The organism is Allorhizobium undicola ORS 992 = ATCC 700741, from assembly GCF_000621665.1.
Classification (GTDB): domain Bacteria; phylum Pseudomonadota; class Alphaproteobacteria; order Rhizobiales; family Rhizobiaceae; genus Allorhizobium; species Allorhizobium undicola.
The window spans coordinates 71,501-83,941 of sequence record NZ_JHXQ01000001.1 but is presented as its reverse complement, the minus strand read 5'-3'; the positions used below and the strand labels follow the sequence as shown (position 1 = coordinate 83,941).

Annotated in this window: 16 protein-coding genes; 1 reads left to right on the top strand and 15 read right to left on the bottom strand. The window is 61.7% G+C overall.

Going from position 1 to position 12,441, the window contains the following annotated elements; translation table 11 throughout:
- Positions 1 to 141: 141 nt before the first annotated feature.
- The 9 genes from T424_RS0100450 to T424_RS19860 form a co-directional block, all read right to left on the bottom strand.
- Complete coding sequence (locus T424_RS0100450) at positions 142 to 540, bottom strand: DUF3168 domain-containing protein (RefSeq protein WP_027485965.1); 399 nt, start codon at positions 538 to 540, stop codon at positions 142 to 144.
- Complete coding sequence (locus tag T424_RS22375) at positions 521 to 658, bottom strand: hypothetical protein (protein ID WP_154664753.1); 138 nt, start codon at positions 656 to 658, stop codon at positions 521 to 523. Before T424_RS22375 ends, T424_RS0100450 begins: the two co-directional genes overlap by 20 nt.
- Complete coding sequence (locus T424_RS0100440) at positions 655 to 993, bottom strand: phage head closure protein (RefSeq protein ID WP_051558703.1); 339 nt, start codon at positions 991 to 993, stop codon at positions 655 to 657. The genes T424_RS22375 and T424_RS0100440 overlap by 4 nt, the downstream gene beginning before the upstream one ends.
- Positions 990 to 1,559, bottom strand: coding sequence for a head-tail connector protein (locus T424_RS0100435; protein WP_027485963.1), 570 nt, complete (start codon positions 1,557 to 1,559; stop codon positions 990 to 992). The genes T424_RS0100440 and T424_RS0100435 overlap by 4 nt, the downstream gene beginning before the upstream one ends.
- A 191-nt stretch (positions 1,560 to 1,750) precedes the next feature.
- Positions 1,751 to 2,995, bottom strand: a complete 1,245-nt coding sequence (locus tag T424_RS0100430) for a phage major capsid protein (RefSeq protein WP_027485962.1) — start codon at positions 2,993 to 2,995, stop codon at positions 1,751 to 1,753.
- A gap of 124 nt (positions 2,996 to 3,119) precedes the next feature.
- The gene (locus T424_RS0100425) at positions 3,120 to 3,692 is read right to left on the bottom strand and encodes an HK97 family phage prohead protease (protein WP_027485961.1); all 573 of its coding nucleotides are present in this window, start codon (positions 3,690 to 3,692) and stop codon (positions 3,120 to 3,122) included.
- 29 nt (positions 3,693 to 3,721) lie between these two features.
- Complete coding sequence (locus T424_RS0100420) at positions 3,722 to 4,036, bottom strand: DUF6107 family protein (protein ID WP_027485960.1); 315 nt, start codon at positions 4,034 to 4,036, stop codon at positions 3,722 to 3,724.
- A gap of 155 nt (positions 4,037 to 4,191) precedes the next feature.
- Entirely contained in the window at positions 4,192 to 5,364 is a 1,173-nt protein-coding gene (locus T424_RS0100415; protein WP_245269372.1) for a phage portal protein, read from the bottom strand.
- On the bottom strand, positions 5,364 to 5,975 hold the full coding sequence (locus T424_RS19860; protein WP_051558702.1) for a glycoside hydrolase family 19 protein: 612 nt from the start codon (positions 5,973 to 5,975) through the stop codon (positions 5,364 to 5,366). The genes T424_RS0100415 and T424_RS19860 overlap by 1 nt, the downstream gene beginning before the upstream one ends.
- A 252-nt stretch (positions 5,976 to 6,227) precedes the next feature.
- Here T424_RS19860 and T424_RS22800 point away from each other — a divergent pair, with 252 nt between their 5' ends.
- Positions 6,228 to 6,380 (top strand): hypothetical protein, encoded by a 153-nt coding sequence (locus T424_RS22800; protein ID WP_154664752.1) that lies wholly within the window; start codon positions 6,228 to 6,230, stop codon positions 6,378 to 6,380.
- 81 nt (positions 6,381 to 6,461) lie between these two features.
- Here the strand turns inward: T424_RS22800 and T424_RS0100400 are convergent, their stop codons facing one another.
- The 6 genes from T424_RS0100400 to T424_RS0100370 form a co-directional block, all read right to left on the bottom strand.
- Positions 6,462 to 7,718, bottom strand: coding sequence for a DNA-packaging protein (locus T424_RS0100400; protein ID WP_027485958.1), 1,257 nt, complete (start codon positions 7,716 to 7,718; stop codon positions 6,462 to 6,464).
- A gap of 838 nt (positions 7,719 to 8,556) precedes the next feature.
- Complete coding sequence (locus tag T424_RS22925) at positions 8,557 to 9,003, bottom strand: hypothetical protein (RefSeq protein WP_051558701.1); 447 nt, start codon at positions 9,001 to 9,003, stop codon at positions 8,557 to 8,559.
- A gap of 512 nt (positions 9,004 to 9,515) precedes the next feature.
- Complete coding sequence (locus T424_RS0100390) at positions 9,516 to 9,722, bottom strand: heavy-metal-associated domain-containing protein (protein ID WP_027485957.1); 207 nt, start codon at positions 9,720 to 9,722, stop codon at positions 9,516 to 9,518.
- A gap of 58 nt (positions 9,723 to 9,780) precedes the next feature.
- On the bottom strand, positions 9,781 to 10,209 hold the full coding sequence (cueR, locus tag T424_RS0100385) for a Cu(I)-responsive transcriptional regulator (RefSeq protein ID WP_027485956.1): 429 nt from the start codon (positions 10,207 to 10,209) through the stop codon (positions 9,781 to 9,783).
- 394 nt (positions 10,210 to 10,603) lie between these two features.
- Positions 10,604 to 11,656: a hypothetical protein gene (locus T424_RS0100375; protein WP_027485955.1), complete on the bottom strand. Its 1,053-nt coding sequence runs from the start codon at positions 11,654 to 11,656 to the stop codon at positions 10,604 to 10,606.
- Between the two features lie 142 nt (positions 11,657 to 11,798).
- Positions 11,799 to 12,269, bottom strand: coding sequence for a YcgN family cysteine cluster protein (locus tag T424_RS0100370; RefSeq protein ID WP_027485954.1), 471 nt, complete (start codon positions 12,267 to 12,269; stop codon positions 11,799 to 11,801).
- Positions 12,270 to 12,441: the final 172 nt, after the last annotated feature.

Below are 12,441 nucleotides of genomic sequence, written 5' to 3'. Positions count from 1 at the left end.
TGTCCCCTGCCCCCGGAAACCGCAGTCTGTTATTGACGCGAGAAGGTTTCAACTTGATTCTCTCTTTACGTGTATAAATTCGAAAAATATTCAACTTAAAGTTGATTTATTCATATCTCAATCGATTTGAGCGCGATTGCCTCAGGCAAGAAGGCTGCGAAACTGAATGTCGGCGCGGTAAAGCGCGCTCTTCTCCTCGCGCCGGCTGGCGGTTTTTTCATGCAGCAGCGAAACCGCCACCGCCGTCGGCAGAACGAGCGCTGCATCGTCCAGCACCGCCCTTATCCGGGCGGCAATGGCTTCCACCTGCCGCCTGCCTTCCGCCGCCCAGGCCGTCAGCGTCAGGTGGCAGACAATCAGCCCGTCATCGTCGCTGGACATGTCCTCGCATTCCACCTCGCCCAGCATCACATAGGGTTCGCGCCCGCGCGGCAGGCGGCGGTCGCAAATCCGGCCCGTGCCGATCAGGCCCACAAGGGCAACATCTGCCTCCAGCCTTGCGGTAACAGCGGCCAGCAATTCATTCACCGCTGCGCTCATCCTTGTCCTCCTCGCGTTCGGCCATGCGCTTTGCCGCCTGCTGCCTTGCCTTGTCCTTCACCATGCGCCGCAGGGCATCGCTCAATTGCTGCATGGTGGCGTTCACCGCCTCGCTCATCGGCTTTCCTCCTCGCAGACCAGCAGCAGAAAGCGGCGGGCTGCATCCGGCTCCAGCACGGCGCGGATCGCAAGCTGCCTGTCGCGCCATAAAAGTCTTTGCCCGGCGGCAAGGTCGTCGCGGTAATAGACAGTGACGTGACAGGTGGTCACGGCACGCTCTGCCCCCGCCAGTTCCGAAAGCGCCACGGCCTTCAGCTCGACGCGCCCCCACAGCCGCGCCACATCGGCAAAATTGCCCAGAAGCCCGCCCTGTCCATCCGGCTCCTCCAGCAGCGCCTGTAGGGTAAGCCGCGCCTGCATCTCGCCGGGATCGGGAATGGTAAAACCGTTCACAGCCGCCTCCGGCAAAAGGGGGCGATCAGCCGGTCGTAACCGGGCGGCACCAGCGCCGGCTGGTCGGCCAGCGTCACCGCGCCCCGGCAGGCAAACATGGCCGCCACATGCAACAGCATGGCCCGCTTCAACCCATCGGGCACGTCGGCGGCGGCCTCGCCGAACCCGGCGGTGAAATCAATCTCGATGCCGTTCAGCACCCGCCCCGGCAGCGGCCGTTCGCGCAGCCACAGACGGGCGGGACGGGCCACGCCATCCAGCAGGTGATCTTCAAGCGACACTTGAACGGGCACGCCCGTCTCGTCATAAACCGTCACCGCATCAAGGGTTTGCACGGGGCCGCTGGCAATCTGAATCACCTCGTCGCGCGGCCAGTCGTCAAGGTAGAGCCGCATGGGGCGGCTGATGGTCGTCAGCCCGGTTTCGGCCTCCACATGGCGGCGGGCAACGCTGATCAGCCCGCTCAGCAGATCGTCTTCATCGGTATGGTCGATCTTCAGATGCGCCTTGACATCGGCAAGCGAAACCGGCTCGGACGCGGGCGCGGCGAGTTCAACACAGGTCATGATCGTCTCCGGGAAATGTCTCTGGAAAGAAGCACAGCCAGCCAGCCAGCCGCTCCTTGCGTCATTCCCTGAGCCGTTTCCGGCTCAGGGTGAACATCATGCAGCAGATTTAAAGTGTTACAGCGTCCTTCGTGCGTTTGATAAAACGCACGGCGCTGTAACATCATGCAGCAATGGCGGGCCATGCGGCCTCAGGAGGCGGCGAATTTCACCAGTTTGATCGCCTCGAAATTCTGCACCCCGCCGCCAACCCGGCGCGTGGTGTAAAACAGCACGTAAGGCTTGGCCGAATAGGGGTCACGCAGCACCCGCACGCCCATGCGGTCCACCACCAGATAACCGGCGCGGAAATCCCCGAAGGCGATGGCCGCCGCATCGGCGGCAATATCGGGCATGTCCTCGGCTTCGGCCACGGGAAAGCCCATGAGCGAGGCCGCTTCGCCCGCCCGCTGCGGCGGCAGCCACAAATAGTTGCCATCGCCATCCTTGAACTTGCGGATCTCCCCTTGCGTCTTGCGGTTCATCACGAAGGTGCCGTTCTGGCGGTGTCCGGCCTTCAGCGCATAAATCGTATCGATCAGCACGTCGGAAGGGCCGCTTGCGGCAAAGGCGCCTGCCGCCCCCGTGGCCCGATAGCCGATCCGGCCCCAGGCCCAATTGCTGTCCGCCACCCGGTCATAGGCCAGAAAGCCCTTGGGCTTGTTCACGCCATCGCCGGAAACGAAGGCCGCGCCCTCCTGCTCGGCAAAGGCAATGTCCACCTCGGCGGCAATCCAGGCCTCCACATCCACGGCGGCATCGTCCAGCAGGCTCTGGGTGGCCGCCGGCATGGCGTAAAGCTCCATGGTGGGAAAGGAAAGCTCGGTCAGGTCCGGGGTTGCCGTTTCCGGGCGCGCCGCCGTTTCGGCCACCCAGCCGGAAGCCATGCCGGTGGGTGCGAAGGGCTTTTTCAGCACCGCGCCCGAAACCTGCCGCACCGTTGCCAGCCCCCGAATGGGCGAAACCGCCGAGAGCCTGCGGCCAATCTCGCCATCGGTTTCGTCCGGCACCAGATAGCCGCCTTCGCCATCGGCGCTGTTGCTCATGGATTTCGCCTGCAAATCGCGCAGGCCGCTTTCATCGCCCCGGCGAATATAGGCATCGAAGGCCGCCTTGCGCTCGGCATCGGCAATGCTGCTTCGCCCGCCCAGTTGCGGGCGAAGCTTCTTCAGCGCCAGCTGGTCGATGACACGGGACTGGTCGTCCAGCGCCCGGTTGATGCGCTCCACCTTGTCGCGCGTGACCACATCGGCGGTCAGCTTCTGCTCGATTTCCTCCAGCCGCCGGTCATTGGCCTCGCGAAAGGCCTCGAAGGCGCCCATGAAGTCGTCGAAAGCCGCCGTCATGGTTTCCGGCACGGCCTTGATTTCGGGTGCTGTCACGTTGGTTTCAGTCATGAATAACTCCTTTGCGGTGAGTGGAAGTGTCAGAGCGCTTTTCGATCCGATTGAATGAGACAATCTCTCTAACTATCTGTTTTTAAAGCATAATCTTTTCGATCCTCGTTTCGCTCCGGTCGGATTATGCTCTGAAGGAACGCGCCGCCATGGCTTTGGCGGCGCGGCGCATGGCGCGGGCCAGCTCGGTTTCCCGGTCGCGGAAAAACCGCTGATGCTTGACATTGGACACCCGCGCCGAGGGCGCCATGGGAAAGGTGACGACCGAGATTTCCCAAAGATCGGCCTCCAGAATGCGCCGCACGCCGCTTTTGGCCTCGCTGCGCGCCTTGACCGTCTGGAAGCCGATGGAAAGCCCGTCCAGCGCGCCTTCGCGCATCAGGGCCAGCACTTCGCGGGCGCGGCCCACCTCCGGCGAAAGGCGCCCTTCGACATAAAGCCCGCGCTGGTCCTCGCGCAGCGCCGTCCACCGGCCGATCGGTTCGGCGGGATCGTGCTGGTAGAGCATCCTGATGCCGGATGCGCCCCGCAGCCTGAGCGAATTGGCAAAGGCCCCGCGCTCGATCACGTCCAGCCCCAGATCCACCTCGCCGAACACGCTGGCATAGCCGGAAAAGGAGCCGTCCTCGGCCACGCCCTTCAGCGTCAGGCCGGAAAATTTCTGCACGAGCGTCATCGGCCCGCGAAAAGCGTGCATGGCTTTCTCCCTCTGTTTGAAAGCTGGAATTATCTGTCCCGCCCGAAGCGGGCGGCCAGGCGCGTCAGCGCGCCCAGCGCCCACCACGCCATGAGGCTTGCGGTGGTGGCGCCCGCCAGCATTGTTTCCTGGCTGGAAAGTTGATCGGCAATGCCCAGCCTCATGCCCAGCCACTGCCCGGTCGGCCCGCCGAAAATCAGCCCGAAGACCACGCCGGTCACAAAGCGGCTGGCCGCCTCACGCCGGCTTTGCGGCAGGAGGTAGACCAGCGAGATTGCCGCCCCCGCCATCGCCCCCGTCATCCGCGCCGACCACAGATGCGGATCGCTGCCAAAATCGCTCATAACTGCCCCCACAAACAAAAAGGACGCCTGCGGCGCCCTTTGGAAATCAAGATTGCTGATTTTGGAGAATCCCTTGGCGGGTTCTCTTCACCCATGGCTTTCACACCGTCACAGATTGAGTCCGCACATCCGCCCATCTCTCTGAGAAAAAAGCCTTATCCGTCATAGCCCACCGCCTGCCGCTTCTCTTCGTCGCTCAGGAAATCAGCCGCCCCTACCCTTGCCCAGAGCGCGTCGCGTTCCAGCGAAAGGCCTTCCACCTGGTCGAGATCGGGCGCAAGGCGCAGGCTCTCGCCATAGTCCTGCGAGAGGAAAAGCGAGAGGCTTTGGGCGGTGCGGCGCACCAGCGGCAGCACGGTGAGCCGGTAGAGCGCGCGGTTGGCCTCCTGATAATTGGCATAGGTATTGTCGCCGGGAATGCCCAGCAGCATGGGCGGCACGCCCAGCGAAAGGGCAATGTCGCGGGCCGCACCGTTGCGCGCCTCGATGAAATCGAGATCACGCGGCGAAAGGCTCATGGCCTTCCAGTCCAGCCCGCCTTCCAGCAACAACGGACGGCCCGCCCGCATGGGCCCGGCATAGCCCTGTTCCAGCTCGTCCTTCAGCCGCTCATATTGATCGGGCGAGAGATTGCCACCCTCCTTGGGCTGATAGACCAGCGCACCGGAGGGCCGGGCCGAATTGTCCAGCAGCCCCTTGTTCCAGCGCAGGGCGGCATTGTGCAGGTCGAGCGCGCCTGCCGCCGCCGCCAGCGGCGCAAAACCGTCATGATCGGAAAGCGGGTGAAAAAGCCGCAAATGCAGAATGGCCGGGGGTTCGGCCTCGGCGGGGATGCGCCGTGAAACGCCGCCCGCCCGGTAATCATAGGCCACCGGCCAGCCATCCGGCCCCTCGACAATGCCAACCCGGTCCGGCCGCAAAAGATGCAGCTCCCGCAGCCGCCCGCCAAGCCGCAGCGGCTCGACATAGGCATTGCCAGAAAGCGCCAGATGGCCATAAAGCGCCTCCAGAAAATCCGCCCCCGTCGCCCGCTGATTGGGCCTTGCCAGAAGCGTCAGCGCGGCATGATCTTCCACCTCGCGGTCATTGGCATAAAGCAGCCAGGGCACGGCGGCGGCGGCCTCCGCCACCAGCCGCACGGCCCGGTGCGCCACGGGATTGCCCATGAACCCTGCCCGCGCCAGCCCGGCATAGTTTCGGCCCGCATCACGGCCCGCCACCGCATCCATCAACAGCGCCAATCCGCCACCACGGCGGGAAGCGGACTTGGCGTGCTCCGGAGCGGAACCACGCCGGAAATACCGCATCACATCCATCATTTTTCCCATCACGAAAGTCCTTCCCGAATGGTCTGCGCCAGCAGGCCAAGCTTTTCGGCCCGGTCGAGCCCGTTGACGATGCGCCTTGCCCCCACCCAGTCCTGCCGCTCGCCCTGTAGAAACTCATCCAGCCTGCGGCCGGTAAAAAGCCCCTGCCGCATTCCCGCCACCAGGGCGTCCGCCGCCACCTCAGGCTTCAGCGCCAGATCGGGATCGGCCACCAGATCGAGACCAAGCGCCTCGCCCATGCGCTCGTAATTGCAGCGAAAGGTCAGTTGCACGAAGCCCCGGCCAAACCAGCTTTTCCCCTCTTCGTCAGGGCGCCAATAGGGTTGCGACACCTGCGGCAGGCGTCCCGCGCCATAGGCCGCCTCCAGCCGCGCCACGGCCTCGGCATCGCTTTCGGCCAGGGTTTCGCGCACCGGGGCAAGCCTGCCTGCCGTCTCATGAACGGCCGTGGCCAGCACATAGGCAAGCTGGTCGGGATTGCCGCCTTGCCCATGCTGGCGCCAGCCGCGCAGAATCGCATTCACCCCGTCCACCTGCCCCTGCGTGAGCCTGCCGCCAAACAGGGCAGCCCGAAGATGGTTAAACAATCGCCTCGACACCATGTCATTCATGGACACCCCCCCAATCCTTAGGGTTAACGTCAAACTTGCGGCTTCGCGCCGAACAAAATGTGGAAATCTAATCGTTTAAACTATTTTAAATCGTTTAATGGCCTGCGCCGTTAACTTTACAATTGCTTAAGCCTATGGAACTTTTGTCCTCGCCGCAGGTTAAGGGCGGCGATCAGCAAGCGCGGCTGAAGCCTGCGCAATCACTGCCAAACCAGTGCCATGACGGCACCGGGGACCAGAAGGAAAGATGAGATGGACGCCAAGAGCTCTGCACAAGTGAAGACGCCCGCCCAGGCAAGCCAGACTGTTCCCAGCCAGACCATTCCCAGCCACATCGTCGAGCGGCTGGAAGCGGAATGGCGCCAGATGCGCATGGCCGCACCGCAGCCCGCCAACGACAAGTAAGTTATCTTCCGCCAAGTTATTTTCCGCGGCCCGCCATTCGACGGGTCGCCGCCATTCTGGCCCGGTTTTTCTCGCCCCTTCTCAAAGCCCTCTCACCCTCGGCTCGCCCACGCCCTCCAGCAGCAGGGCCGTCAGCGCCCATACCAGCGCGTCCAGCCGGTCGGGAGAGCGTCCGCTTGAAAGTCCGTCCGGCCCGAAATCACACATCTGGTCTTCCAGCGCCTGAAACCGTCCGGCGTGCAGCACACGGCCCTGTTCGTAGAGGGCGGCCACCGGCTCGGCGCGCAGGAACTTGCCCCGCGTGGCCCGCACCAGTTTCAGCGGCAGGCTGGCCTCTACGCTTTTCAACAGCGCCGAGACCATTTCACCCCCCTGATTGATTTCGGCCACGACCCGATCGGCCTCGAAACGGCGGAAGGCCTTGACCACAGCCCCCGCCCAGGCGGCAGGCGTCGCGCTTTCCACCGAGCAATCGGCCAGCACCACCGCCCGCCCCCGGCCATCCAGCCCGGCAACCACAATGCCACAGCAGGAGCCCGCGCCGGAACCGGCGGGCGGATCGACAGCCACGACAATGCGGGAAAGCGGTTCCACCAGCCGCACGGTCAGCTCTTCCAGCCGCTCGCGCCGCCACAGCGCATCCTCCCTGTCTTCTATCAGTTCGCCATCCAGCTCCTGACGCCCCAGCCACGTGCCGCCATAGCGGCTTTGCAGCGCATCGATAAAGCCGGGCGCCAGATTGGCCGCATTGCCCAGTGTTGAAAGCCGCGCCAGCCGCGTGCCGGGGTCGGCCAGCAAACGCCTGAGGATCGGCACCGGGCGCGGCGTCGTGGTAATCACCTGCCGTGGATCCTCGCCCAGCCGCAGGGCAAATTGCAGCATGTCGAAGGTTTCCTCGGCATGTTTCCATTTGGCGATCTCATCGCACCAGGCATAATGAAATTGCGGGCCGCGCAAGCTTTCCGGGTCTTCGGAGGAAAAGATCTGCGCCACCGCGCCATTCGGCCACACCAGCCTGCGGCGGGAAATCTCCAGCTCGGGACGGCGAAAGCGGGCAATGCGCAAAATGCCGGAAAGCCCGTCGATCATCACCTCCCGCGCATCGCCCAGCGTTTCGGCCACCAGCGCAATACGCAGGCCCGATTTTTCGCCGCGCGAGGCCAGTTCATGCACCCATTCCGCGCCAGCCCGCGTCTTGCCGGAACCACGCCCGCCCATCAGCAGCCAGTTGCGCCACGCCCCTTCCGGCGGCGCCTGGGCGGGATGGCGCAAAAGCGCCCAGCTTCGCGTGAGCCGCCGCAAAACCAGCGGATCGAGCGTTGCAAACAGCGCCGCCATGCTTTCAGGTGCTGGCCGTCCTGCCGTGCTTTTCTCTGTCATCGCCCGCCCCGTATCGCGAATACGCCCGCAAAGCGTGCTGTAAAGCCCGGCAACCTCATCCAGCGCCTGATGCGCCTGAGTGCCATGCCGCACCATTTCCGCCAGCAAGGCCCCGCCCGCCACCCCGGCCAGAAGATCACCCCTGCCGCCAGCCCCGGCCATCACCGCACCCGGCCCATCGTGCAGGCCATTGGCGCCGTTACGATGTTCGCCATGCTGGTTTTCGCCCCGGAGCTTTCCGGAAAACGGCTGCCGCTTTCCTTCAGCCGCCTTGCGCGCCACGCCCCGCCCCTGCGCGAAGCTTACCGGAAAATCCATCGCCACCTCCGCCTCTCACGCCGGGCCTGCCCCAATCCCCGCCAAAACAGCAAATCTGGTTTCACTCCGATCCGATCACGCCCTCATGCCGGTTTCCGCAGTCCCCGGCGCTACTGCATAATTCCTTAAATCGGAATCGATTTAAGGTGAAAATTATGTAGCAGCTTTAAAGTGTTACAGCGTCCTTCGTGCGTTTGATCACAGTACACGACGCTACGGTTTTGCGTATGGTTTACCCCCCTCTGTCCTGCCGGACATCTCCCCCTCAAGGGGGGAGATCGGCAAGATCAAGGCACTGCCTGAATTCCTGAAAAACGCCGTCATCACACCTATTCATTGAAGAATGGCGCTTTGTCCGTATTGCAATCTCCACCCTTGAGGGGGAGATGCCTGGCAAGGCAGAGGGGGGTAGGCCACGCCACATGCCTCAGCGACCTGTACTGTGGATCCCGTTTTCACCGGAAATGCTCCAGGTCCGTCATCCATCCGGCACCTGCCCTGCCTGCCACTCAGCCAGCAGCATCCTTGCCCGCGTTTCCGCCTGGGTCTCCACCAGCGCCAGAAGGGCAGCCTGCGCCTCTTCCACGGGTCTGTTGTCCAGAGCGCGCTCCTCTTCAAGGTCGCGATCCCGCGCCAATTGCCGTTGCAACTGATCGATCTTTTCCAGCGTCCGCACGATCAGCGATATGGCATCGCTCGCCGCCTTCATATCCGCCCGGGCCAGCTTTGCCAGCGCCTCGTCCGCACCGTCAATCAAGGCCTCCGCATTGGCCCTGAGTGCCCTGAAGAGATCGAACTGGGCGCGCATCTCCAGCATGAGATCCGCCAGCAGCCGGGCATATTGCTCATTGAGCGCCGCCAGATCCGCCGCCTTCATTTCCAGCACAAGAGCTTCGGCTATGTCACGCCGCAACGCATCCCGCATGGCAGACCTCCATCCAGCGACAGCAACATCCAAAAAGTGAAAAAGCCGGTGGGAGCTGTGCGGCGCGCAGCACCGCGACCCGCAATTTCCCGACCATACATAAACCCTAGCAAATCACCGTGACGCCGTCAAGGACTTTATTCCTAGTTTTTCGAGATTTTCCCGTGATCGGAAAAAATCATGCGACAAATCCGCCTGTAAAGCGCCTTCCGTCGCCGACACGCCAAAATTACCGCCAGAATTTTAGGATTTTATTCTCATAAAACACCGCAGCCCCGTGCGTTTTATCAACCGTGCAAATTACGCTGTAACGCATTCTTGCCCGGAAGGATTTCCACGATCTCACCAGCATCAGCGGCTTGGGATATTCGCAAAGGAAAAAGAAGACGGGCAGGCCCCGCCTGAAAACCGCAGTCCCGGATACGCCGCACAAAGCCGAAAGGCCTTGTAACGAGTGACGGCCGGAGTCCGAAGACTGCCGGCCGTCCGCCCCATCCCCCCGCCCCCAGGGTTCAGGTGCGTTTCTGAACAGGCGTATAGCCCGCATCTCTGATGACCGCTTCCGCGGCCATGGCATCGCCTTCCACCGTTACGGTCCGCGCGTTGATGTCGATGGACACTGCCGCACCCGGAAGGCCTTCCGCCAGCGCTTTCCGCACCGTGGCCTCACAATGACCGCAGGTCATGTCGTCTACGACAAATTCAACATTTCCAGTCATGGAAAACTCCTTTCGAACCGCACCAGCCTGATCCCTTCCCAGAGGGGAAGGTCAAGCCTCATGCGTCTTCAAAGGCAGAACTTTCCTCAGCGCCGCATTGATCCCCCGACAACTCATCGAGAATAGGGCAATTGGGGCCGGTCTCATCCTCGCAATTATCGACCAGATGCTTCAAGGTATCCACCATGGCGCGCATGGCATCCATCTTTTCTTCCAGCTCGCGTACATGGCTCATCGCCATTTCCCGCACATCGCCACGCTTGCGGGCCGGCGCGCTCCACAAAGCCAGCAGTCGCTCGGTCTCTTCGAGGGAGAAACCCAGCATACGCGCTCTTCTTACGAAACGAAGACGGTGCACCTCGTTGTCGCTGTAAACGCGATAATTGCTCGCTGTACGGCGGGCCGGCATGACCAGGCCGATTTCCTCGTAATACCTGATCATCTTAGCGGAAACGCCGGAAGCGGCGGCGGCTTCTCCGATATTCATCGCCAAATTCCTTCCAACTCAAGCACCAACCGAAGCACAACCGGTGAAGGCCTTTCCTTCCCTATCGCACCAGTCTTAATACCTAGCAATACAGGAAATCTTAACAACCAAAAAAAGTTGAGGACTATTCACAACACCTTTATTGAAAATGCAAAAAGGCAAAAACGTCAACGGCTTCGGGGCCTGTGCCAACACTGGCCAGGCAGGCAGGAACACAAGCACCGGAATAAAACAACCGTTCCACATCCATACGGAATTGTGAATTTTCATGCCGTTTTGCAGCAGGGCGGCACAAGAAATCCCCGCCGAAACGACGGGGATCGCTGTTTGACCAGTAATTCCAAATAAATGCAGGAAGGATTTTACAGCGCCCGCCGCAACAATCGCCAGAAGCTCAGCCGGTCAGCGGCGTCATGTCGCAGTCGGCCGCGTAGCGTTCGAAAATGCGCATGGCCCTGTCACGCACGGCCACCGGCACCGCCGCCCCGCGCCCGCTGACCCCTTTGTTGATCCGCTTCCTGTCGGCATCGGAGGTATCGCCAAAGGCTGCCAGCAGCTTGTCGGCATCGCAATAGCCATTGCCGATGAACTCGGCGATGCGCGCACTGAGGACCTTTTTGTCGCCCAGAAAATCCGTTTCGTAACGCACCCAAAGAGGCTTTACCCTCCCCTCGCGTTCGCAGCGCGTCCAGCTCAGCAGGAATTGCGCATACCACACCGCCTGCTCCGCCACGAGAAGATCGAGCCGCTCCTCCAGACTGTAGCTGGCATAATCGGCAGGCAGGCCATCATCGTAAAAACCACTGCCGCCACTTGCCCGCCAGGACACAAGCATATCATCGAGACTGACCAGAGTATCGAAGAAATTGCGAATGGTGACGATGGTGCGAATATTATAAACCTGCAATTGCGACGCCAGAAACGGCGTGCAGCGAATGTGATGCTGCCCCACATAGCCACGACCATTCAGCCCGACCCGCAAAAGCGCCAATTCGTCCGTCTCCTGCGAGCGAAGATTGCCGCCGAGATTGGAGCTTGCCAGCGGCGTCAGGGCAGGAAGGGCAAGACTGGCTGTCGGAACCTGCATCGCCTGGCAAAGCGCGGCGGAAATAAAGGTGGAGGCGGATTTCGGCGCACAGGCAACCAGCACATTGGGCTGCTTCGCATGATGGGCCGTCAACTTGGCACGAAAGACAAGCTCGGCAAACTGATCCAGCGACACCGAGAGCTGGCGTACACTGTCTTCACCCATGGCCGGCAGGAAGAAGGGGTTGGCATGGGCAAGCGAGGCCGCCGCCTGCAAGCGGCGATTGGCGGGCAGGCCGGAAAGAAAATCCATAAGAACCGGCAGAACTTGCGGCATATCTTGGACGGAGGAAAGCCGATCCATCATCGACAGGATCGCCTCATCCACCGATAACTTGCCTACCTGCGCAATAACATTCATCGACGCGCCCTCGCTATCCAAAATTTCATTGAGGATAGTGGCCGAGCCTTGCGCGAGACTGGCTAATTGTGTCAAAATTCGAAAATACTAACGTTTCTTTACCTTGAGGGAATGCCAAGGGTTAATTTCATTGCCCCTGGCATCACCGCTCTCCCACCGTCAGCGGCCAGTCGCAGATGTAATCCTCGAAATCGTCGAGATCGACCTCTTCCTCGCTGATGGTGCGCCCGCGCGCGGAAATGCCTGCGGTATGAACAGTTTCACTATCGCCCGACACCAGCGGATGCCACCAGTAAAGGTCACGCCCTTCAGACACCAGCCGATAGGCGCAGGTGGGCGGCAGCCAGCCGATTTCCGAAACCTGCTCCACCGTCAGCTGAATGCAATCCGGCACCGTGGCGGCGCGGTTTTCGTAATCCTTGCACCGACAGCTCTGCCCATCCAGAAGCCGGCAGGCCACGGAGGTGAACACCACCTCGCCCGTATCCCAATCCTCCAGCTTGTTGAGACAGCACAGGCCGCAACCGTCACACAGGCTTTCCCACTCGCGCGCGCTCATTTCGGCCAGGGTGCGGGCTTTCCAGAAGGGAACGGTTTCGGCATTGCTGCTCACGGCAGGCTCCTTGACGACATTATCTGTTCGTTAAAATTTGACTCGCATATGATGTTTTTCATTATAGAGCATGATGCTCCCGCGCAGCACCGGACAAACCGGGTGGAGGCGTTTATGCGAAGGCTGACAGATGCGGAGGGTTTCGCCCTCTGTCAAGCTTGAACACGCATGT

What these genes read in the sequence shown, in the direction of transcription:
- T424_RS0100430 (WP_027485962.1), bottom strand. Translation starts at nt 2,995, where the DNA reads ATGACTGAAACCAACGTGACAGCACCCGAAATCAAGGCCGTGCCGGAA.
- T424_RS22375 (WP_154664753.1), bottom strand. Translation starts at nt 658, where the DNA reads ATGAGCGAGGCGGTGAACGCCACCATGCAGCAATTGAGCGATGCCCTG.
- T424_RS0100435 (WP_027485963.1), bottom strand. Translation starts at nt 1,559, where the DNA reads ATGACCTGTGTTGAACTCGCCGCGCCCGCGTCCGAGCCGGTTTCGCTT.
- T424_RS0100390 (WP_027485957.1), bottom strand. Translation starts at nt 9,722, where the DNA reads ATGACTGGAAATGTTGAATTTGTCGTAGACGACATGACCTGCGGTCAT.
- T424_RS0100425 (WP_027485961.1), bottom strand. Translation starts at nt 3,692, where the DNA reads ATGCACGCTTTTCGCGGGCCGATGACGCTCGTGCAGAAATTTTCCGGC.
- T424_RS19860 (WP_051558702.1), bottom strand. Translation starts at nt 5,975, where the DNA reads ATGAATGACATGGTGTCGAGGCGATTGTTTAACCATCTTCGGGCTGCC.
- T424_RS0100375 (WP_027485955.1), bottom strand. Translation starts at nt 11,656, where the DNA reads ATGAATGTTATTGCGCAGGTAGGCAAGTTATCGGTGGATGAGGCGATC.
- T424_RS0100400 (WP_027485958.1), bottom strand. Translation starts at nt 7,718, where the DNA reads ATGGCGGCGCTGTTTGCAACGCTCGATCCGCTGGTTTTGCGGCGGCTC.
- T424_RS0100420 (WP_027485960.1), bottom strand. Translation starts at nt 4,036, where the DNA reads ATGAGCGATTTTGGCAGCGATCCGCATCTGTGGTCGGCGCGGATGACG.
- cueR (WP_027485956.1), bottom strand. Translation starts at nt 10,209, where the DNA reads ATGAATATCGGAGAAGCCGCCGCCGCTTCCGGCGTTTCCGCTAAGATG.
- T424_RS22800 (WP_154664752.1), top strand. Translation starts at nt 6,228, where the DNA reads ATGGACGCCAAGAGCTCTGCACAAGTGAAGACGCCCGCCCAGGCAAGC.
- T424_RS0100415 (WP_245269372.1), bottom strand. Translation starts at nt 5,364, where the DNA reads ATGGGAAAAATGATGGATGTGATGCGGTATTTCCGGCGTGGTTCCGCT.
- T424_RS0100450 (WP_027485965.1), bottom strand. Translation starts at nt 540, where the DNA reads ATGAGCGCAGCGGTGAATGAATTGCTGGCCGCTGTTACCGCAAGGCTG.
- T424_RS22925 (WP_051558701.1), bottom strand. Translation starts at nt 9,003, where the DNA reads ATGCGGGATGCGTTGCGGCGTGACATAGCCGAAGCTCTTGTGCTGGAA.